General features: G+C 74.9%; 16 protein-coding genes and 1 pseudogene. 7 read left to right on the top strand and 10 right to left on the bottom strand.

Annotation, left to right across the window (positions count from 1 at the left end):
* From ACZ56B_RS07390 to rsmH, 4 genes are all read right to left on the bottom strand, one after another.
* The gene (locus ACZ56B_RS07390; RefSeq protein WP_468787240.1) at positions 1-1,698 is read right to left on the bottom strand and encodes a UDP-N-acetylmuramoyl-L-alanyl-D-glutamate--2,6-diaminopimelate ligase; all 1,698 of its coding nucleotides are present in this window, start codon (positions 1,696-1,698) and stop codon (positions 1-3) included.
* A gap of 211 nt (positions 1,699-1,909) precedes the next feature.
* Positions 1,910-3,859 carry a peptidoglycan D,D-transpeptidase FtsI family protein gene (locus ACZ56B_RS07385; RefSeq protein ID WP_468787238.1) on the bottom strand — a complete coding sequence of 650 codons (1,950 nt, stop codon included), beginning with the start codon at positions 3,857-3,859 and terminating at the stop codon, positions 1,910-1,912.
* Between the two features lie 5 nt (positions 3,860-3,864).
* The gene (ftsL, locus tag ACZ56B_RS07380) at positions 3,865-4,338 is read right to left on the bottom strand and encodes a cell division protein FtsL (RefSeq protein ID WP_468787236.1); all 474 of its coding nucleotides are present in this window, start codon (positions 4,336-4,338) and stop codon (positions 3,865-3,867) included.
* A gap of 86 nt (positions 4,339-4,424) precedes the next feature.
* Positions 4,425-5,429 carry a 16S rRNA (cytosine(1402)-N(4))-methyltransferase RsmH gene (gene rsmH, locus ACZ56B_RS07375; RefSeq protein ID WP_468787234.1) on the bottom strand — a complete coding sequence of 335 codons (1,005 nt, stop codon included), beginning with the start codon at positions 5,427-5,429 and terminating at the stop codon, positions 4,425-4,427.
* A gap of 430 nt (positions 5,430-5,859) precedes the next feature.
* Between rsmH and ACZ56B_RS07370 the strand changes: the two genes are divergently transcribed.
* The 4 genes from ACZ56B_RS07370 (at position 5,860) to ACZ56B_RS07355 (ending at position 11,509) form a co-directional block, all read left to right on the top strand.
* A complete protein-coding gene (locus ACZ56B_RS07370) occupies positions 5,860-6,408 on the top strand; it encodes a beta-class carbonic anhydrase (protein WP_468787232.1) in 549 nt (182 codons plus the stop codon).
* 261 nt (positions 6,409-6,669) lie between these two features.
* A complete protein-coding gene (locus ACZ56B_RS07365; RefSeq protein ID WP_468787230.1) occupies positions 6,670-7,743 on the top strand; it encodes an AAA family ATPase in 1,074 nt (357 codons plus the stop codon).
* Positions 7,740-9,104 carry a DUF58 domain-containing protein gene (locus tag ACZ56B_RS07360; protein WP_468787228.1) on the top strand — a complete coding sequence of 455 codons (1,365 nt, stop codon included), beginning with the start codon at positions 7,740-7,742 and terminating at the stop codon, positions 9,102-9,104. The genes ACZ56B_RS07365 and ACZ56B_RS07360 overlap by 4 nt, the downstream gene beginning before the upstream one ends.
* 47 nt (positions 9,105-9,151) lie before the next feature.
* On the top strand, positions 9,152-11,509 hold the full coding sequence (locus ACZ56B_RS07355; RefSeq protein ID WP_468787530.1) for a transglutaminase TgpA family protein: 2,358 nt from the start codon (positions 9,152-9,154) through the stop codon (positions 11,507-11,509).
* A gap of 217 nt (positions 11,510-11,726) precedes the next feature.
* Here the strand turns inward: ACZ56B_RS07355 and ACZ56B_RS07350 are convergent, their stop codons facing one another.
* The 3 genes from ACZ56B_RS07350 to ACZ56B_RS07340 form a co-directional block, all read right to left on the bottom strand.
* A complete protein-coding gene (locus tag ACZ56B_RS07350) occupies positions 11,727-12,128 on the bottom strand; it encodes a DUF3040 domain-containing protein (protein ID WP_468787226.1) in 402 nt (133 codons plus the stop codon).
* Between the two features lie 287 nt (positions 12,129-12,415).
* Positions 12,416-13,249 carry a methyltransferase gene (locus ACZ56B_RS07345; RefSeq protein ID WP_468787224.1) on the bottom strand — a complete coding sequence of 278 codons (834 nt, stop codon included), beginning with the start codon at positions 13,247-13,249 and terminating at the stop codon, positions 12,416-12,418.
* 176 nt (positions 13,250-13,425) lie between these two features.
* Positions 13,426-14,013, bottom strand: coding sequence for an SAV_6107 family HEPN domain-containing protein (locus ACZ56B_RS07340; RefSeq protein WP_468787222.1), 588 nt, complete (start codon positions 14,011-14,013; stop codon positions 13,426-13,428).
* A gap of 381 nt (positions 14,014-14,394) precedes the next feature.
* Between ACZ56B_RS07340 and ACZ56B_RS07335 the strand changes: the two are divergent.
* From ACZ56B_RS07335 to ACZ56B_RS07325, 3 genes and pseudogenes are all read left to right on the top strand, one after another.
* Positions 14,395-14,861 (top strand): annotated as a pseudogene (locus tag ACZ56B_RS07335) (YhgE/Pip family protein); the annotation flags it as partial.
* Between the two features lie 35 nt (positions 14,862-14,896).
* Positions 14,897-15,526: a TetR/AcrR family transcriptional regulator gene (locus ACZ56B_RS07330; RefSeq protein ID WP_468787220.1), complete on the top strand. Its 630-nt coding sequence runs from the start codon at positions 14,897-14,899 to the stop codon at positions 15,524-15,526.
* Between the two features lie 431 nt (positions 15,527-15,957).
* Positions 15,958-17,469, top strand: a complete 1,512-nt coding sequence (locus ACZ56B_RS07325) for a phytoene desaturase family protein (RefSeq protein WP_468787218.1) — start codon at positions 15,958-15,960, stop codon at positions 17,467-17,469.
* 24 nt (positions 17,470-17,493) lie between these two features.
* Here ACZ56B_RS07325 and ACZ56B_RS07320 read toward each other — a convergent pair whose 3' ends face one another.
* From ACZ56B_RS07320 to thiE, 3 genes are all read right to left on the bottom strand, one after another.
* Positions 17,494-18,465, bottom strand: a complete 972-nt coding sequence (locus ACZ56B_RS07320) for an SCO2102 family sporulation regulator (RefSeq protein WP_468787216.1) — start codon at positions 18,463-18,465, stop codon at positions 17,494-17,496.
* Positions 18,466-18,521: 56 nt separating this feature from the next.
* Entirely contained in the window at positions 18,522-19,445 is a 924-nt protein-coding gene (gene metF / locus ACZ56B_RS07315) for a methylenetetrahydrofolate reductase [NAD(P)H] (RefSeq protein ID WP_468787214.1), read from the bottom strand.
* Positions 19,446-19,552: 107 nt separating this feature from the next.
* Entirely contained in the window at positions 19,553-20,227 is a 675-nt protein-coding gene (gene thiE, locus ACZ56B_RS07310) for a thiamine phosphate synthase (protein ID WP_468787212.1), read from the bottom strand.
* Between the last annotated feature and the right edge of the window lie 153 nt (positions 20,228-20,380).

The following is a 20,380-nucleotide window of genomic DNA, read 5'->3' as shown; positions in this document are numbered from 1 at the left end:
TCATCCCTGGGTCTTCTTGATGGCTTCGCGAAGCACCTGGCGGTCGTCGAAGGGACGCACCACCCCGGCGATGTCCTGCCCCTGCTCGTGGCCCTTGCCCGCGACCAGCACGGTGTCGCCGGGCCGGGCCCGGGCGACGGCGGCGGTGATCGCGGCGGCCCGGTCCTCGAAGACCTGCACCTCGCCGCGCTCGTGGGCGGGGACGGAGGCCGCGCCCTGGAGCATGGTGGCGAGGATGGCGAGAGGGTCCTCGGAGCGGGGGTTGTCGGAGGTCAGCACGGCGGTGTCGGCGAGCCGCGCGGCGGCCGCGCCCATCGGGGCCCGCTTGGTGGCGTCCCGGTCGCCGCCGCAGCCGAGCACCACGTGCACCCGGCCCTCGGTGACCTTGCGCAGGGCGCGCAGCACCGATTCGACGGCGTCGGTCTTGTGGGCGTAGTCCACCACCGCGAGGTACGGCTGTCCGGCGTCCACCCGCTCCAGCCGGCCCGGCACGCCCGGCACGGCGGCGACGCCGTCGGCGGCGGACTGCGGGTCGAGGCCCGCGGCGGCCAGCGCGACGATCGCGGCGAGGGTGTTGGCCACGTTGAAGGGGCCCGGCAGCGGCGACCGGGCGGTGATCCGCTCGCCCTCGGGCCCGATCACGGTGAACGTCGAGTCCATCGGGCCGACCCGGACGTCCGCGGCGCGCCAGTCGGCGTCGGGGTGGCCCTCGGCGGAGTAGGTGACGACCGGGACGCCGGCCTCCTTGACGAGGCGGCGGCCGTACTCGTCGTCGACGTTGACCACGCCCAGCCTGCTGCGTTCCGGCGTGAACAGCTGCGCCTTGGCCCGGAAGTAGTCCTCCATGCCGGAGTGGAACTCCATGTGCTCCGGGCTGAGGTTGGTGAAGACCGCGATGTCGAAGACGCAGCCGTCGACCCGGCCGAGGACCAGGGCGTGGCTGGAGACCTCCATGGCGACGGCCTCGGTGCCGCGCTCCCGCATGACGGCGAACAGCGCCTGCAGGTCGGTGGCCTCGGGCGTGGTGCGCTCGGACTTGACGCGCTCCTCGCCGATGCGCATCTCGACGGTGCCGATGAGGCCCACCCGTCGCCCACCACCGCCCCCGACCGACGGCGCCTCGCGCCGACCCTCCTGATCCCGTCGCCCACCACCGCCCTCAACCGACGGCGCCTCGCGCCGGCCCTCCTGATCCCGTCGCCCACCACCGCCCCCAACCGACGGCGCCTCGCGCCGACCCTCCTGATCCCGTCCCCCGTCCGTGCCGCGGGCGGTCTTGAGGCCGCCCTCGACGAGGTACGCGGTGGTGGTCTTGCCGGAGGTGCCGGTGATGCCGATCTGGAGCAGGTCGCGGCCCGGGTGGCCGTAGATGGCCGCCGCCAGCTCGCCCATCCGCGCGCGCGGGTCGTCGACCACCAGCGCGGGCAGCCCGGTCGCGGCGACGCGCCCGGCGCCGGACGGGTCGGTGAGCACGGCGACCGCGCCGAGGCCGGCGGCCTGGGCGACGAAGTCGGCGCCGTGCGCGCGGGCGCCGGGGAGGGCGGCGTACAGGTCGCCGGGGCGGACGGCGCGCGAGTCGTGGGTGATGCCCGTGACCTCGACGGTCCGCTCCGGCGCGGGGAGACCCAGCTGGTCGGCGAGGTCCGCCAGAGGTGTGGCGGAGACCTGCGCCGGCCGGGGCGGTCCCGGATAGGTCACGGGATGGCCCTTCTGGGCGGTTTGGGACTGATCAGCGTGTGGCACGGCGGTGAGCGTACCGGGCCCACCCGCCTCCGGGCCAAAGAGGGGCCCGCCCGCAGCACGGCCCGGCGGGGGCGGGAGGCTGGAGGGCGAGGGGCGGGGGGCGTCCTGGTCCCCGGGGCCGGGGGTGATCGTCGTCACGGGGTGGTTCCTGGTGGCTCGGTGCTGATCAGGGGGTGAAGGTGACCGGTAGCTTGGCGGGTTCGGCGCCGGTCGGCGGCACCTGGAGCGTCTTCAGGGCGAACTCCATGACCTGCTTGTAGACGGGGCCGCAGATCTGGCCGCCGAAGTAGCTGCCCTGGGTGGCGTTCTGGATGACGCAGTAGACGGTGACCCGCGGCTTGTCGGCGGGGGCGAATCCGGCGAAGGACGAGGTGTAGCCACGGTACTTTCCGGTGGCCGGATCCACTCGGTTGGCGGTGCCCGTCTTGCCCGCGACCCGGTAGCCCGGGATGCGCGCCTTGGTGCCGGTGCCCTCCTCGTCGTCCACGACCGACTCCAGCATCCGGGCGAGCGTCTTCGCCGTCTTCTCGCTGACGACCCGCCTCTTCTCGGGTTCCGGGGCGGGGGTGAAGCGCCCGTCGGGTCCCGTGGAGCCGCGCACCAGCGTGGGTTGGACGCGGACGCCGCCGTTGGCGATGGTCGAGTAGACGGAGGCGGCCTGCATGGCGTTGACGGACACGCCCTGGCCGAAAGGAATCGTGTACTGCTGCGAGGTCGACCAGGTGTCGGGCGGGGCGAGGATGCCCTTGGTCTCGCCGGGGAAGCCGAGCCCCGTGAGGCTGCCGAGGCCGAACTCGCGGAGGTAGTCGTAGAGGACCCGGTTGGCCTGGGCCTGGGTCCTGCCGAGCTGGCCGGTGGCCAGGATGGTGCCGATGTTGCTGGACTTGGCGAGCACGCCGTTGAGCGTCAGGTACCAGGTGGGGTGGTCGACGTCGTCCTTGAACAGCCGGTCGCCGCGGTGCAGCCGGTTGGGCACGACGACGTGCGTCCCGGGTGCGGCGACGTTCTCCTCCAGGACGGCCGCCATCGACACCACCTTGGCGGTGGAGCCGGGTTCGAAGGCGTCCTGGACGGCCGCGTTGCCGAGCGCCTCCGGCGCGGCGTCGGAGAGGTCGTTGGGATCGAACCCGGGCGCGTTGGCCATCGCGAGGACCTCGCCGGTGCGGGTGTCCTGGACGATGACGTAGCCGCGGTCCGCCGCGGACTCCCTCACCTGCCGGCTGATGGCGTTCTGCGCGGCCCACTGGATGTCGCGGTCGATGGTGAGCTCGATGTCGCTGCCGGGCACGGCCGGGGTCTCGGTGGAGCCCGCGGTCGGGACGAGCCGGCCGCCGGACTGGGCGTAGCGGATCTTGCCGTCCTCGCCGGCGAGCCGCCTGTCCAGCTGGAGCTCGATGCCGCCGCCGCCCTTGCCCTCGGCGTTGACCCAGCCCAGTATCCCGGCGGCGAGCTCGTTGTTGGGGTACACCCGCTTGCTGGTGGGCACGGAGAAGACGCCGGCGAGGACGTTGGCCGCGGAGCCGCCGCTCCCGGTCTTCTTCGCCAGCGCCGCCTTCAGGTCCTTGATCTGCTTCCAGACCTGCGGGGTCTGGCGGGCGGCCAGCTTGACGTAGCGCAGGTCCTTGTTCTCGGGGCGCAGCTTCCCGGTCAGCTCCTCCTGGTCCTGGCCGAGGATCGGGGCGAGGAGGGCGGCGGCCCGCTCGGGGCCGTCGGCGATCTCCAGCTCCTCGGGGGTGAACATCGTGGGGTCGGCCGTGATGTCGTAGGCGTCCTCGCTGGTCGCCAGGGCCACGCCGTTGCGGTCGGTGATCTCGCCGCGTTCGGCGGCCAGCACCTGGCCGACGTAGCGGTTCCGCTCGGCCTTGGCGGCGTACGTGCTCGCGTCGACGGCCTGCACCTGGAACAGGCGCACGACGAAGGCGAGCAGGACCAGGGTCAGGAGCACGCCGACCAGGCGCAGGCGGGGGCGCGGGCTGCCCAGCCGGATGGCCTTCGGGGCACCGGACCGGGGCGGGCCGGGGCGGCGGACCGGGCGGGCGCCGGGTCCGGGGCGCCGCGCGGCGGCCGGGCGGGCGGGTCCGGGCACCCGGCGGCGGGGCGGTTCCCTGTCGGACACTTCCGTCACCTGCCGGGAGTCGATGAGGGGGCGGGCGTGGGGGCGGCGGTCTCCGGGGCGGAGGGCGGGGCCGTCGCGGTGGCCCCGGCCCCGGGGGCCACGGGGACCCGGCCGCCGGAGGCGGGACCCGGGACGCCCTTGACCTCTCCGTCGGGGCCGAGGAAGGCGGGGCCGCCGCCGGGGACCATGCCGAGCTCGCGGGCGCGGCGCTGCAGGGCGTCGGGGGCGGAGTGGGCGTCGATGTCCCGCTGCAGGGCCTGTTCCTCGTCGGTGAGGTTCTTGGTCTCCCGCTGGAGGTCGTCGAGCTGGAAGGCGCCCTCGCTGAGGGCGGAGTTCAGCACCAGGAGGCCGATCAGACCGCCGCCGAGGAGCAGGACGACGAGGAGGACGAAGGGGGTGCGCGCCGCCTGGGCACGCCCGGTGGGGAAGAGCCGCGCGAGGCGTGCCGCCCTCCCCTTCAGTTCGGGTTTCCTACTCACTCGCGCTCCCCTGAGTCCGCCTGTCCCGCCCGCACGTCCGGTCCGTCGTCCCCCGTCCACTCATGCGCCCGGCGCACCCGTCCGCCTCACTCGAGGTCCTCCCGGATCCGCTGGGCGCCGCGCAGCCGCGCGGGGGCCGCGCGGCGGTTCTCGGCGATCTCCTCCTCGGTGGGGAGTTCGGCACCGCGCGTGAGCAGCTTGAGCCGGGGCTGGTAGCGCTCGGGGACGACCGGCAGCCCGGGCGGCGCGGTGGTGGCGGCGCCCGCCGCGAGCACCTGCTTGACCAGCCGGTCCTCCAGGGAGTGGTACGACAGCACGGCGATCCGCCCGTCCACGTCGAGGGCCTTCACCGCGGCCGGGATCGCCCGCTCCAGCACCGAGAGCTCGCCGTTGACCTCGATCCGCAGGGCCTGGAAGGTGCGCTTGGCCGGGTTGCCGCCGGTGCGCTTGGCGGCCTGCGGCAGCGCGTCCCGGATCAGCTCCACCAGGCGCGCGCTGTGCGTGAACGGCTCCTTCTCGCGCTCGCGCACGATCGCGGCCACGATCCGCTTGGCCTGCTTCTCCTCGCCGTAGGCGCGCAGGATGCGGACGAGTTCGCCGGGCGGGTAGGTGTTGAGGACCTCGGCGGCGCTGACGCCGGCCGTCTGGTCCATGCGCATGTCCAGCGGGGCGTCCTGGGCGTAGGCGAAGCCGCGGTCGGCCTCGTCGAGCTGCATGGAGGACACCCCGAGGTCGAACAGGACCCCCTGGACGCGCGGGACGCCGAGCCGGGCGAGGACGTCGGGGAGCTCGTCGTAGACGGCGTGCACCAGGGTGGCCCGCTCGCCGAAGGGGGCGAGCCGTTCGCCGGACAGGCGCAGGGCCTCCTTGTCGCGGTCCAGGGCGACGAGCCGCGCCTCGGGGAACCGCCGGAGCAGGGCCTCGCTGTGGCCTCCGAGGCCGAGGGTGCAGTCGACGGCCACCGCTCCCGGCCGTTCCAGGGCGGGCGCCAGCAGGTCCAGGCACCGCTGGAGCATCACCGGGACGTGTCGGCTCTCTCCCGCCCCTCGCCCACCGCCACCCTCATTCGGAAGCGCTTCGCGCCCTTTCACTCTGGGCCCTCTCAGGTCCGGCGCGGCCGTGACGCACCGCCGGGCTTCCGCCCTCCCCGCGAAGGGGTGGCCGACCGGCGCCGGAAGCGTCGGCCGGCCGGGAACGGAAGGAGGCCGCGCCGTACGTACGCGCCGCGCACGCGGGGAGATCCCCGCGTGCGCCGGGATCTCCGGGAAAATCTCCGGGAAAACAGTGCAGCGGATGGTCTCGCCTCCCGCTTCGCGTCACTTTAGTCCACGGTGTCGCCCGGTCAACCAACCGGCCTGCGCGTCGTGGTCCGCTCCGGGGATCAAGGCGCGTACCGGCCGGAACCGCTCCTGGGAGGGGACTCACACCACTCTTGTGGGTTACCTCACACCGGGGGTCGATGACGCTCTTTGTCCCCCTCGCAGCGGGCTCGACGCCCCAGTGGCCAGTAACGTCATGAGTATGACGACTTCTGCATCGGTTCCCGCAGGCTCCGCAAGCACCGACGCCGGCCACGGCACCGTCACCGACCGCCTGGTCGCGGCCAACCAGCAGTACGCCTCCGCGTTCACCGACCCCGGGATGGACGCCCGGCCGGTGCTGCGCGTCGCCGTGGTGGCCTGCATGGACGCCCGGCTCGACCTGCACGCCGCGCTCGGCCTCGAGCTGGGCGACTGCCACACCATCCGCAACGCGGGCGGTGTCGTCACCGACGACGTGATCCGCTCGCTGACCATCAGCCAGCGCGCGCTCGGCACCCGCAGCGTGGTCCTCATCCACCACACCAACTGCGGTCTGGAGTCCATCACCGAGGACTTCCGGCACGACCTGGAGATGGAGGTCGGCCAGCGTCCCTCCTGGGCCGTGGAGGCCTTCCGGGACGCCGACCAGGACGTGCGCCAGTCGATGCAGCGCGTGCGCACCTCGCCGTTCCTGCTGCACACCGACGACGTGCGCGGCTTCGTCTTCGACGTGAAGACCGGTCTGCTGCGCGAGGTCGACCCCGCCTGACCGGCCGTCCGCCCCGGAGATCGCCCGGACCCCGGGTCCCGCAAAGGTCTCAGGGCCCGACATATCACCGCCGGTTGTCCACAGGCGAGTGACACGAATCGGTAACGGCGGCAAGAATGCGGGAGTGGCGTCGCGCGGAACTTTTCCCGCGTGGCGTCCGTGATTCGGGGTGGGCCGGTCCGTACCGCGAGGCGTCGGCCCGGGACATGTGGGGAACCCCGCTCCTTCACCGGAGCGCGGGGAAAGGCCTAGGAGGGCCGGGTGACGACCTATGACGATCGTGCGAGCCATGGGGGCGCCCCCGACCGAGCGTACGCGGGGGTGGGGGACGACCTGACCTCCGTGGTCGAACGCGTGCGGGCGTCGGTGGAGGGCGTGATCGAGGGCAAGCCCGAGGTCGTGCGGCTCTCGCTGACCGTACTGCTCGCCGAGGGGCACCTGCTCATCGAGGACGTCCCGGGAGTCGGCAAGACGATGCTGGCCAAGGCGCTGGCGCGGTCCATCGACTGCTCGGTGCGGCGGATCCAGTTCACGCCGGACCTGCTGCCCTCGGACATCACCGGCGTGTCCATCTGGGACCAGCAGCGCCGGGACTTCGAGTTCAAGCCGGGTGCCATCTTCGCGCAGGTGGTGATCGGCGACGAGATCAACCGCGCGTCGCCGAAGACGCAGTCCGCGCTCCTGGAGTCGATGGAGGAGCGGCAGGTCACCATCGACGGCAAGACCTACGAGCTGCCCAGCCCCTTCATGGTGGTGGCGACGCAGAACCCGGTCGAGATGGAGGGCACCTACCCGCTGCCGGAGGCCCAGCGCGACCGCTTCATGGCCCGCGTCTCGGTCGGCTACCCGAGCCCGGAGGCCGAGCTGCAGATGCTGGACGTGCACGGCGGTGTCTCCCCGCTGGAGGACCTCCAGCCGGTGGCCCACGCGCACGAGATCGTGAAGCTGATCGAGGCGGTGCGCGGCGTCCACGTCGCCGAGCCGGTGCGCCGGTACGCGGTGGAGCTGGTCTCCGCCACCCGCACGCACCCCGACCTCAGGCTCGGCGCCTCCCCGCGCGCGACGCTGCACCTGCTGCGCGCGGCGAAGGCGGCCGCGGCCCTGAACGGCCGGGAGTACGCGCTGCCCGACGACGTGCAGGCGCTCGCCCCGGCCGTGCTCGCCCACCGCCTGCTGCCCACCGCGCAGGCCCAGCTCAACCGCCGTACCGCGGAGCAGGTGGTCCAGGAGATCCTGCAGCACACCCCGGTGCCCGCGTCGGCACCGCAGCACAGCGGCTTCGGCCTGGGCCGCGGCGGCCCGGGCCACGGCCAGCAGCCGCCCCGGGGGCTGTGATGGCCGCCGGCGCCGTCCACGCGCAGGGCGAGGAGGGCGGCGGGGGCGGTGTCCGGACGGCCCTGTCGGGACTGACCACCCGCGGGCGCTCCTTCCTGGCCGCCGGCGTGGCCGCCGCGGTCTGCGCGTACGTCCTGGGGCAGGGCGACCTGCTGCGGGTCGGGCTGCTGCTGGCGGTGCTGCCGCTGGTGTGCGCGACCGTGCTGTACCGCACCCGCTACCGGGTCGCCGGCAGCCGCCGCCTCTCCCCCGGACGGGTCCCGGCCGGTTCCGAGGCACGGGTGCACCTGCGGATGGACAACGTCTCGCGGCTGCCCACGGGCCTGCTGATGCTCCAGGACCGGGTGCCCTACGTGCTGGGCCCGCGTCCGCGGTTCGTGCTGGACCGGGTGGAGGCGGGCGGCCGCCGCGAGGTGTCCTACCGGGTCCGCTCCGACCTGCGCGGCCGCTATCCGCTGGGCCCGCTGCAGCTGCGCCTGTCCGACCCGTTCGGGATGTGCGAGCTGACCCGGTCCTTCTCCACGTACGACACGCTGACGGTGATACCGCGCGTGGAGCCGCTGCCGCCGGTGCGGCTGAGCGGTGAGGCGCAGGGGTACGGCGACGGGCGGCAGCGTTCGCCGGCGCTGGCCGGCGAGGACGACGTGATCCCGCGCGGGTACCGCTACGGCGACGACCTGCGCCGTGTGCACTGGCGCTCCACCGCGCGCCACGGCGAGCTGATGGTGCGCCGCGAGGAGCAGCCCCGGCGCGCGCGGTGCACGGTGCTGCTGGACACCCGCGCCGTCGCCTACCGGGGGGCGGGCCCGGACTCGGCGTTCGAGTGGGCGGTGTCGGGCGCGGCCTCCGTGCTGGTGCACATGCTGGAGCGCGGCTTCTCGGTGCGGCTGCTGACCGACACCGGCGCCTCGGTGCCCGGCGAGGGTTCCGACGGTTTCGCGGGGGTGAACCAGGAGTCGGCGGACGCGGCCGGGCTGATGATGGACACCCTCGCCGTGGTGGACCACTCCGACGGGGCGGGTCTGTCCCGCGCCCACGACGTGCTGCGCGGCGGGGGCGAGGGGCTGCTGGTGGCCTTCCTCGGCGATCTCGACGAGGAGCAGGCGGCGGTCCTCGCCCGGATGCGGCGGCGCAGCGGGGGCGCCCTCGCCTTCCTGCTGGACGGCGGGACCTGGCTGCGGGAGCCGGCCGGTGTGCCCGGCCGGCCGTCGGACCGGGGCGGGGAGCGGCTGCGGATGCTGCGCGAGGCGGGCTGGACGGCCCTGGCGGTGCCGCGGGGCGCCTCGCTGGAGGAGCTGTGGCGGCAGGCGGACCGGGAGCGCTCGGGCCTGGCCGCGGCGAGCGGTGGGGAGGGACCGTGATCAGCGGGCGGACGAGGCTGGCACTGACCGCGTGGGCGGCCACCCTGATGACGGCGTGCGCCCTGCTGCCGCTGGTCGATCCGCCCCTGTGGATCCTCCAGGCGGCGCTCGCCCTGGCGGTGCAGTCGGGCGTGGGCGCGGCGGCCCGCCGGGTGCCGCTGGCGCGGGCGCTGACGGTGGCGGCGCAGGTGCTCGTCGCCCTGGTGCTGCTGACGGTGCTGTTCGCGCGTGAGCACGCCTTCGCCGGGCTGATACCCGGCCCGGACGCCTTCCGGTTCTTCTCCGCCCTGCTGGAGCAGGGCGGGGAGGACGTCGGCCGGTACGCGATCCCGGCGCCGCTGACCGACGGCATACGGCTGATGCTGATCGGCGGTGTCCTGGTGATCGGGTTGCTGGTGGACACCCTCGCGGTGACCTTCCGCAGCGCGGCCCCCGCCGGGCTTCCGCTGCTCGCCCTGTACTCCGTGGCCGCGGGGCTCTCCGACGGCGGCGTCGACTGGCTGTGGTTCCTGCTGGCGGCGGCCGGTTACCTGATGCTGCTGCTCGCCGAGGGACGTGACCGGCTCTCCCAGTGGGGGCGGGTCTTCGCCGGGGCGGCGCGCGGTCCCGGCGGGGGGCCGGGCGGGGCCGTCCCCCCGGTGCGCACCGGCCGGCGGATCGGTGTGCTCGTGCTGGGCATCGCCCTGGTGGCGCCGCTCGGCCTGCCCGCGATGAACGGCGGCCTGCTGGACGCCACCGGTGCGGGCGTCGGCCCGGGCACCGGCGGTGGCGGCACCATCTCGGCGGTGAACCCCCTGGTGTCGCTGCGCGACTCGCTGAACGTGGAGGAGGACCGCGAGGTCATGTCGGTCCGCACCGAGGCGGCGGACGCCTCGGACCTGTACCTGCGGATCGTGTCCCTGGACGACTTCGACGGCACCACGTGGAAGCCGTCCAAGCGCTCCATCACCACCGTGCCCGACGGCGCGTTCCCGACCCCCGTGGGGCTCGGTCCCGAGGTCGAGCGCACGGAGATCGGCACGACGATCTCGACCGCCGACTGGTACGGCCAGGACTGGCTGCCGATGCCGTACCCGCCGAGCGGGGTGAGCGTCAAGGGCGACTGGCGCTACGAACCGGTCGGCATGACGCTGGTCGGCGACCACGGCCAGAACACCCGCGGCCTGACGTACGAGGTGCGCAGCCTCGCCCTGCAGCCCACGGCGGAGCAGTTGGCGAAGGCCCCGGAGCCGGCGCCCGCCCTGGTGCGCGAGTACACCGAGCTGCCCGAGTCGCTGCCGGCCGTGGTGTCCCGGACCGCCCGTGAGGTCACCGCGGACGCGGACAACGCCTACGACCGGGCGGTCATGCTCCAGGAGTACTTCACGCTGAACGGCGGCTTCGAGTACGACACCGAGGTGGACGTCGGCAGCGGTTCGCAGGGCATCGCCCGCTTCCTGCGGGACAAGCAGGGCTTCTGCGTGCACTTCTCCTTCGCGATGGCGTCGATGGCCCGTTCCCTGGACATACCGGCGCGGGTGGCGGTGGGCTTCGCGCCCGGCACCCCGCAGGCGGACGACAGGATCTCGGTCGGGCTGCGGGACGCGCACGCCTGGCCGGAGCTGTACTTCGAGGGCGTGGGCTGGACCCGTTTCGAGCCGACCCCGACCCGCGGTTCGGTGCCGTCCTACACCGTGCCGGACAGCGCGGACAGCACGCTGCCCGACCCGGCCGAGCCGTCCGAGACCGCGTCCTCGGAGCCGTCCGCCGCTCCCTCCCGGAGCGAGGGCTGCACGCCGGAGCGCAGGAGGATGGACGCGTGCGAGAGCGAGTCGCCGCAGGCGGCGCTGCCCGCGGGGGACGACGGGCCGAAGTGGCCCGCGCTGCTGGCCTGGGCGCTGGGCGGCCTCGCCGTCCTGGTGCTGCCGCTGGCGCCGATGCTGTGGCGGATGAGGACCCGGGCGGGACGGCTGGGCGCGCACGGCCGCTCGGAGGCGGACGTGGCGCCGTACGTCCTGGCCGCCTGGGACGAGCTGAGCGACACGGCGTGGGACTACGGCATCCCGCCGGACGAGTCGCTGACCCCGCGCAAGGCGGCCGCCCGGATCGTGCGGCTCGGGCATCTCGACCAGGCCGCGGCGGCCTCGGTGCACCGGCTGGCCGACGCGGTCGAGCAGGTGCTGTACGCGCCGCGGCCGCGGCCGGCGACGGGGCCGGCGGACGACGTGCGCCGGGTGGCCGCCGCCCTGCGGTCCGGGGCGGGCCGTGGCGTCCGGCTGCGGGCGCTGTTCGCCCCGCGCTCCACCGTGCGCGTGGTGTGGGCGGCGTCGGCCCGGTGGTCCGGCGTCCGGGAGCGGGTTCTCGCGCTGCGGCCGACGTGGCGCAGGCCGTCGGCATGGCGCAGGCCGTCGCGCCAGCGGGGCTGAGCCGGTCGGCCCCGGTCGGCGGGGAAGGGCGGGGAGGAAGCGGAAGGAAGCGGGGGCGGGACGGCTCGGCCGGCCCGCCCCCTCCCGCGTGCGTGACCGCGTCCGCGCCCGGACGTGACACGGGTCAGGACGTGACACGGGTCAGGGGGCGGCCACCTCGGCGGTGGCCGCCCCCTGACCCGTGTCTTCAGCTGTTTCCCGGGAGCGGCGCGGAGAGCTAGTGGCCGCCCTGTTCGTCGCGACGGCGCTGCCAGCGCTCCTCTATGCGGTTCATCATGGAGCGCCGCTGTCTGCCCTGCCGGCCGGCCTGGGGGGCGCCCGGGGTGCCGACGGCCTGCTCACCCGGCTTGGGCGCCTTGCGCCAGCCGGTCACGGCGAGGACCGCGCAGCCCAGCATCACGAGGAATCCCACGACGCTGAGCCAGACCTGCTGGGCGACCATACCGGCCATGAGGAGCGCAATACCTACGAGGAAGCCCGCGACCGCCTGGTAGACCCGCCGCCGGGTGTACGTACGCAGCCCGCTTCCCTCAAGCGCCGACGCGAACTTGGGATCTTCGGCGTACAGCGCTCGCTCCATTTGCTCGAGCATGCGCTGCTCGTGCTCCGAGAGCGGCACGGAGTCCTCCTCATCGTGCAGTCGCCGGGGCGACCCGGGGGGTCCCTTCAGGATAGGCGGGGAATCGCCCCCGTGAAACCCGCCCCTCTGCGCCAATTGGCCAACCGGACCCGCCATGGACGTCCGGCCGCTGAGGCATCTCTTTCCCCGACGGCCGACCCGTCATGCCGGACGGTCTCCCTCGATCATACGGCGCCAAGCCGCCATTCGGGGGGTCCGGGGCACACTCCGTGCCCGGACCGGGCTCCGGACGCGCCGCTGATCAGCGGCGCGTCACCCGCGTCCGCTCAGGCGCCGGGCGCCTCGGCGGCCCCGGGCGTCCCGCCGAGCACGTGGAGCTGCGTGGCCACGGAGTGGAAGGCGGCGAGCTCGGCCGCCGCGGCCTCCAGCTCCAGCAGCGCGTCCAGGGCCCCGGGCTCGGTGTCCACGAGGGCGCCGGGAACGAGGTCGGCGAAGACCCGCACGCCGTGCACGGAGCCGACCACGAGGCCCGCCCCCTCGACGAGTCCGGTGAGCTGCTCGGCGGTGAAGCGGCGCGGCACGGGGTCGCCCGTGCCCCACCGGCCGTCCGGGTCGCCGAGCGCCTGCCTGGCCTCCTTGAAGTGACCTGCGAGGGCGCGGGCCAGCACGGCGCCGCCGAGGCCCGCGGCCAGCAGGCTGAGGACGCCTCCGGGACGCAGGGCGGCCACCGCGTTGCGGACGCCCTCGGCCGGGTCGTCGACGTACTCCAGGACGCCGTGGCACAGCACGGCGTCGTAGCCGCCGCGCTCGGCCACGTCGAAGAGGCCGCGCACGTCGCCCTGGACTCCCCGGACCCGGTCGGCGGCGCCCGCCTCGGCCGCGCGGCGCTCCAGGGCGAACAGCGCGTTGGGGCTGGGGTCGACGACGGTGACCCGGTGGCCGAGGAGGGCCAGGGGGACCGCGAAGTTGCCGCTGCCGCCGCCGGTGTCCAGGACGTCCAGCGCCTGCCGCCCCGTCGCCCCGGCCCGGCGCTCCAGGGCTTCCCGGAGGACCTCCCAGACCACGGCGGTGCGCAGGGCGGCGCGGGGCCGCGAGGGGTCGGAGCGCAGCGACACGGTGTGCGGGTGGTGGGAGGCGGGCGGGCGCATCGGGTCCGACACGGCAGTTGACTCCTCGGCGCGGCACCGCCTCATCCTCGGCGGAGCGATCGGGCTCCCTCCCCGGACCGGAGCGCGCCGGTCCGGGGAGGGGTTCAGGCTCCCTCCACCCTATTGCCTGCGGCCCGGTGCCAGGTCACCTGCCCGTGCCGTCCCGGGGCTCCGCCGCGGCCGGACGGTCAGCTCGCGTCCGGGACGCCCCGGACCGGACCGCCGTCCGCGTCCCCGCCCGGGGCGCGGTCCTCCGGCCGGTCCGCGTCCCCGTGGGGGTGGGGGAGGACCGGCTGGAGGGCGAGCATGCGCTCCACCAGACGCAGGAACACCCCCACGTCCCGTATCAGGTCGTCGGCGTCCCGCCCGCTCGCCGCGCCCCGGATGCCCGCCTCGGCCCGGGCGCGGCGCCGGGCCCCGGAGGCGAACAGCGCGCTCCACTCGGCGAGCTCGGGCGCGATCTCGGGGAGCACTTCCCAGGCGCTCCTGATCCTGGCCCGGGCCCGGGGCGAGGTCTCGGGCCGGCCGCGCGCGGCGAGCACGGCGGCGGCGGTGCGCAGGGCGGCGAGGTGGGCCGTCGCGTAGCGCTCGTTGGGCGTGTCGAGGACGGTGGCCTCGTCGAGTCCGGCACGGGCCTGGGCGAGCAGGTCGAGAGCGGCGGGCGGGGCCGAGGCGCGGCGCAGTACGGGGTGGACGTCGCTCGCCGGGCCGTTCAGTGAGGGGGCAGGGCCGGTTGCGCGGCGCCGGCGGGCGGCGGCTGCGGACGAGTGGGCCATGACGAACCTCCTGTCGTCTTCGTGACGGCACGCCCGGACACGAGGTGCCGTATGGGCTCATCGTGCGGTATGGCACTGACAATCCGTTCTGACCTGGTCTTTTGCTTCGACCTGACGTTCGGACCGGCTTTTGCGGTGACCAGCCGGTTCAGAAGTTCCGCGGGGTGGCGGAAGAGGGGACGCAGGGGGAGCGCGGCGCACGATCCGCCCGGGCCCGCCGTCTCGGCTCGCGGCCTCGGGCTCGGGGGACCCCGGGGGTGGGCGTTCCGCGGGGTCGAGGCCGAGGCGGGGCCCGGCTCGCCGATCGCCGTCGAGGGTCCGTCCGGGTCGGGCCGCACCTGTCTGCCGCTCGCGCTCACCGGGCGGATGCGGCCCGCGGAGGGCCTGCTGCCGGTGGTGGCGATCGGGGTGCGGCAGACGCTGGCCCTGATGCCGGTGCCGCACCGGGCGCCCGGGCCGCAGGTGGCGCGGGCGGCCGGGACGGTGGGCTTCCTGTTCCTGGTGACGGCGTGCTTCGCGGCGATCGTGCAGTGGCTGAACGCGCGCTTCGGAGCGGCCGGCCGGCTCCTCGTCCTCGCCCCGCTGATGCTCCAGCCGACCTCGGCGGGCGGCACGCACCCCGTGCGGACCAGTCCCGGCTTCTTCGACGCGCTGCACCCCTTCCGGCCGATGACCCATGTCGTCGAGGCGCTCCGGCGGCTCGTCACGGGCGGCGGTCTCGGGCCGTGCGGCAGGCGTGCGCCGTACCGGCGACCTTCACCGCGGGCGCCCTCGCGCTGACCGCGCCGACCGCCCGCCGCCGGCAGGTGCGGGCCCCGGACCGGCTGCACCCGGGGCTGAGCCTGTGAACGGACCGGCCGGCGCTCCTGTGAGAATCGGGGCCATGGAACGCAGCAGCACCACGCCGGGCGGCAGCGCCCGGCGCGAGGCCACCCGGCAGAAGCTCTACGAGGCGGCCGTCACCCTCATCGCCGAACAGGGCTTCTCCGCCACCACCGTGGACGAGATCGCCGAGCGGGCGGGGGTCGCCAAGGGCACGGTCTACTACAACTTCGCGAGCAAGTCGGTCCTCTTCGAGGAGTTGCTGCGGCACGGCGTCGGTCTCCTGGCCGCCTCGCTGCGGGAGGCGGCCGAGAAGACGGCCGGACGGGGCGGCGGCAGGGTCGACGCCCTGGACGCGATGATCCGCGCGGGCCTGGTCTTCATCGACCGCTACCCGGCCTTCACCCAGCTGTACGTGGCCGAGCTGTGGCGCACCAACCGGGCCTGGCAGTCCACGCTGACGGTGGTGCGGCAGCAGGCCGTGGCGGTGGTCGAGGACGTGCTGCGCGAGGGCGTGGCCGACGGCGAGTTCAGCGAGGAGATCGACGTCCCGCTGACGGCGGCGGCGCTGGTCGGCATGGTGCTGGTGGCCGCGCTGGACTGGAAGTCCTTCCAGCCGGAGCGCTCCCTGGAGGACGTGCACGCCGCCCTGTCCCGGCTGCTGCAGGGCCGGGTCAGCGGCCGCCGCTGAGGCCGGGCGGCGGCGCGGACGGGAGCGCCGGCCCTCCGGTGGCCGCGTCCCCCGCGGGCCACCGTCGGACCGGCGCCTTCCTCTCCCCCGTGGTTCCCCCGTGCATCCCCGCAGGACCCCCGTTCACGGTCGTCCCCCGGTTCCCCCGTGCCTCGCTCCCGCCGGCGGTTCCGGCGGAAGGAGCGGATCGCGGGCCGCTCCGTTCCGGCGCCCCGTGCCGCCGGTTCCGGGGCGTGCCCCTCTCCGTGGTCTCCACTCTCCCGTCCCCGCGGGCCGGGTCCCATCCGCGCGCGTACTCATCTCGGCGGCTAGGTACGGATACTCACGCCTGGGCGCACGTCCCCACGGCAGCGGCCCGGCGGCCGGGCACCCGTGCGGGGCGCCGGTACGCGGGGCCCGGCCCGCCCGCGGCGGCGGATAAAGTCCCTGGCATGGCACGGATTGCGGTGATCGGCGCCGGGATGGGCGCGATGGCGGCCGCCGCCCGGCTGGCCGTCGCGGGCCACCGGGTGGTGGTGTACGAGCGGACGGAGACGTACGGCGGCGCCCTGCGCCGGTGGGAGCGGGACGGGTTCGCCTTCGACACCGGCCCCGGCCTGTTCACCCTCCCCGCGGTGTACCGCGACCTCTTCGTCAAGACCGGCCGGGAGCCGCTGGAGGACTGCGTCGACCTGGTCCAGGTCGATCCGTCGTCGCGGCACGTGTTCGCGGACGGCACCCGGGTGTCGTTGCCGAACGCCTCGCGCGCGGGGGTCGTCGCGGCCCTGGACGAGGCGCTCGGAGCGGGCGCCGGCCGCCGGTGGGGCGACTTCCTGGTGCGGGCCCGCGAGGCCTGGGACCGGGCGCGCAGGCCGCTGCTGGAGGAGCCGCTGTGGCCGAACTGGCGGGTGCTGGCCGAGCGCGAGCCCTACCCGGCGGTCCCCCACAAGCGGCTGCTGCGCACCCGCCGGGCCGGCACCCTCGCCGAGGTGGGCGCCTGGGAGCTGCGGGACCCCCGGCTGGCCGCCCTCCTGGAGAGCCACGCGCTCGCCCACGGCCTGGACCCGCGCGACACCCCGGCGAGCGCGGCCGTGCTGCCGTACATGGAGCACGCCTTCGGCACCTGGTACGTGCGCGGGGGCCTGCGGGAGCTGGCGCGCGCGGTCCACGAGCGGTGCGGGGCCCGCGGGGTCGAGTTCCGCTTCGGCGCCGGGGTGGCCCGGATCCTGGAGAAGGACGGCCGGGCGGCGGGGGTGGAGCTCGACGACGGCACGGTGTCCGAGGCGGACCACGTGGTCGCCGGGGTGGACCCGCACCGGCTGGAGCGCATGACCGGGCACCCGCTGTACGGCGACGACGACGTGCGCCCCGCCCCCGCGGGCCCGCGGCGGCCCGGCCGGTTCACGGTGCTGCTGGCGCTGCGCGGGCCGCGCGAGTCCACGGCGGCGCACCGCACGGTGGTGCACGCCCCCGACCGCACGGCCGAGCTGGACTTCCTCACCGCCCCCGCCGGCGCCCCGGCACGGCCCACGGTGACGGTGCTGCGGCCGGACGACCCCGCCCTGCGCCCCGACGCGGAGCACGAGTCCGTGGTCCTGTCCGCCGCGGTGCCGCACGGGGTGGAGTGGGGCGCGGGAGGGGCCGGCGAGCGGTTCGCGGACCTGCTCGCCGAGGCCGCCGAGGCGGCCGTCCCCGGCCTGCGCGGGCGCGTCCTGTGGCGGGAGGTGCGCACGCCCGGCGACACCGGGGAGGAGACGGGAGCCGCGGGGGGAGGCGTGCCCGCCCCCGCCCTCGCCGCCGGCCGGGGCCGCTTCCTGCACCCGGCGAACACCACCCCGCTTCCGGGGCTGTACCGCGTCGGCGGCTGGTCCCACCCCGGAGGCGGCCTCCCGCACGCCGGCATGTCGGGCGCGCTGGTCGCCGGACTGATCGTGGAGGGGCCGGGGTTCCGGGGGTCCCAGTGAACCCCCGCGGGGCCCGGCCGCGCGTCAGAAGCGGTACTGCTCGTCGTACCCGTTGCCGTTGCCGTTCCCGGGCGTCCGCTCGTCCCCCTGGTACGGGTACGGCTGCTCCGGCGGGAGCTCGCCGCCGTAGGGGTCGTCGGCGCTGCGCTGCTGCGGGACCCACAGGCCGCCGGGCGGGGTCTGGCCGCCGTAGGCGTCGGCGTACTGGTCCTGGCCGTAGGCCTGCTGGCCGTACTGCTGGGGGTCGGCGTAGCCGGTGTCGTACGAGGTCCCGCCGTAGGTCTGGGTGCCGATGTACGGGTCGGAGTAGGCGGCGTACTGCTGCTGGCCGGTGGTGTCGTAGCCCTGCTGCTGGTCGTAGCCGGAGTAGTCGTAGGCGTAGCCCTGGTCGGTGTCCTGGGCGGCCGTCGCCGCGTACTGGTCCTGGGACGGGGCGGCGTACCCCGTATCGCCGTAGACGCCGTAGGAGCCGGTGTCGTCGGGCAGGGGCTGCGGCTCGTAGACCGCGGTGGCCCCGGTGTCCGACGTCCGGTCGGGACGCACGGGGGTGAACACGTCGTCGCGGTCGTAGTCGTCGTCCGTACCGGGGCCGTCCCGGTCGTCGCGGTGGCCGGCGGCCCCGTCGCCGGGGTCGCCGTGGCCGCCGTGATCGTCGTGGCCGTCGCCGGACGCCTCCAGGCCGGAGACCTCCAGGGTCGGTTCCCGGCGCCCGCGGTCACCGCGGCCCTTGGCCGCCAGCGTGGGGGCGTTGACCGCCCAGCCGGCCGCGAAGCCGCGGCGGAAGGACAGCGTGACGTAGGTCTGGCCGACCGCGAAGGCGGCGGCGCCCAGCCCGATGACGACGACGGACGGGATCAGCACGCCGAGCACGACGCCGAGGAACCCGACGAAGGCGAGCAGCCGCCAGCGCAGGCGCGCCTTGTACTGCAGCAGCACCTCGCCGAGCAGCCACAGCGCGACGATGCCGAACGCGATGTAGAGGACCGTCCAGCCCATGTACGCCCCTCTCCCCATGGCCGCTACGCAGTGTGTCGTACGCAGGTGCGACCGGTCTAGGTCCGCGGCGGGTGGTGCAGACCCAGGTTCTCGTAGATTTCCAGCGTCGCCGTGGAGTTGTTGAGCGTGATGAAGTGCAGTCCGGGCACTCCCTCGGCCAGCAGCCGCGCGCAGAACTCCGTGGCGAAGTCGATGCCAATGGAGCGTACCGCCGCCGGATCGTCCTTCGCTGCGAGGATCCGGTCTTTGAGGGCGTCCGGGAACGCGGCGTTACTCAGTTTTGGCAATCTTTCCAGCATCTTCACGCTGGTCACCGGCATGACCTCGGGAATCACCGGGGTCTCGCAGCCGGCCGCGTCGACTCGGTCACGCAGGCGCAGGTAGGACTCGGGGTGGAAGAACATCTGCGTGATCGCGTAGTCGGCGCCGGCCCGGCACTTGTCGACGAAGTGCGCGACGTCCGTGTCCCAGTCGGCCGAGCGCGGGTGCATCTCCGGGAAGGCGGCGACGCCGACGCAGAAGTCGCCCGACTCCTTGATGAGCCGGACGAGTTCGGCGGCGTAGGTCAGGCCCTGCGGGTGCGGCACCCAGTCACCCATCGGGTCGCCGGGCGGGTCGCCGCGCACGGCGAGCATGTTGCGGATGCCGGCGTCGGCGTACTGGCCGATGATGTTGCGCAGTTCGGCGACGGAGTGGTCGACCGCGGTGAGGTGGGCGACCGGCGTGAGGGTGGTGTCGGCGGCGATCTGCTCGGTCGCCTTCACCGTGCCGGCCCGGGTGGAACCGCCCGCGCCGTACGTCACGGAGACGAAGCTGGGGGCCACGGCCTCGACCCTGCGGAGCGCGTTCCAGAGGTTGCGCTCGCCCTTCTCCGTCTTGGGGGCCCAGAACTCGAACGAGTACGTCGTCTTTCCGGCGGCGAGCATGTCGCGCACCGTGCGGGCGCGATCAGTCCTGGTGGATGCGGTTCCGAGGGCCATACCGGCAGGCTAGCCAGGGAACGGCGGTCACCCAACCGAAAGCAAGATATTTGTCTGATATGCCGACTTACTGTCCGCCCTTTGGACAGATCCGGGACGCGCGGGGGTCATCCGGCGTCCGCGGCGGCCTGCCGCAGCCGCTCGGCGAAGGCGGCCGCCGCCGCTCCCGGGTCGTCGGCCTCGGTGACGGCCCGCACGACGACCACCCGGCGGGCGCCGGCCTCCAGGACCTGGTCGAGGTTGCCGAGGTCGATGCCGCCGATGGCGAACCAGGGGCGCCGGGTGCCGAGGGCGGCGGTGTACCGGACCAGGCCGAGGCCGGGGGCGGGGCGGCCGGGCTTGGTGGGGGTGGGCCAGCAGGGGCCGGTGCAGAAGTAGTCCACGCCGGGCTGGGCGGCGGCCGCGGCGGCCTCGGACTCGGCGTGCGTGGAGCGTCCGACCAGGATGCCGTCGCCCAGGATGCGGCGGGCCGCGGGGACGGGCAGGTCGCCCTGGCCGAGGTGGAGGACGTCGGCGCCGGCGGCGTGGGCGACGTCCGCGCGGTCGTTGACCGCGAGCAGCTTGCCGTGCCGGGCGCAGGCCTCGGCGAGGACCGCCAGGTGCTCCAGTTCCTCGGCGGCCTCCATGCCCTTGTCCCGCAGCTGCACGATGTCGACCCCGCCGGCCAGGACGGCGTCCAGGAACTCCGGGAGGTCCCCCTGGCGCTTGCGGGCGTCGGTGCAGAGGTAGAGCCGGGCGTCGGCGAGCCGGGCGCGGGCGGTGGCGGCTGCGGTGTCGGGCATGCGGAGGTCCCCCCGGGGTGTCGGTGTGTCGCGGCGTCGCGGCGTTCGGGCCCGGGGGGGGGGGGGGGAAGGAGGGGGGGGGGGACGGGACAGAAGGTGTGTGCGTCAGGGGAGGGTCGTTCCGGTGTTGCATAAAAAAAGGAGAAGAACACA

The organism is Streptomyces sp. NPDC034670 (assembly GCF_055574875.1).
Note: the sequence above shows the minus strand (reverse complement) of the source record. Positions and strands in the feature narration are given on the sequence as shown.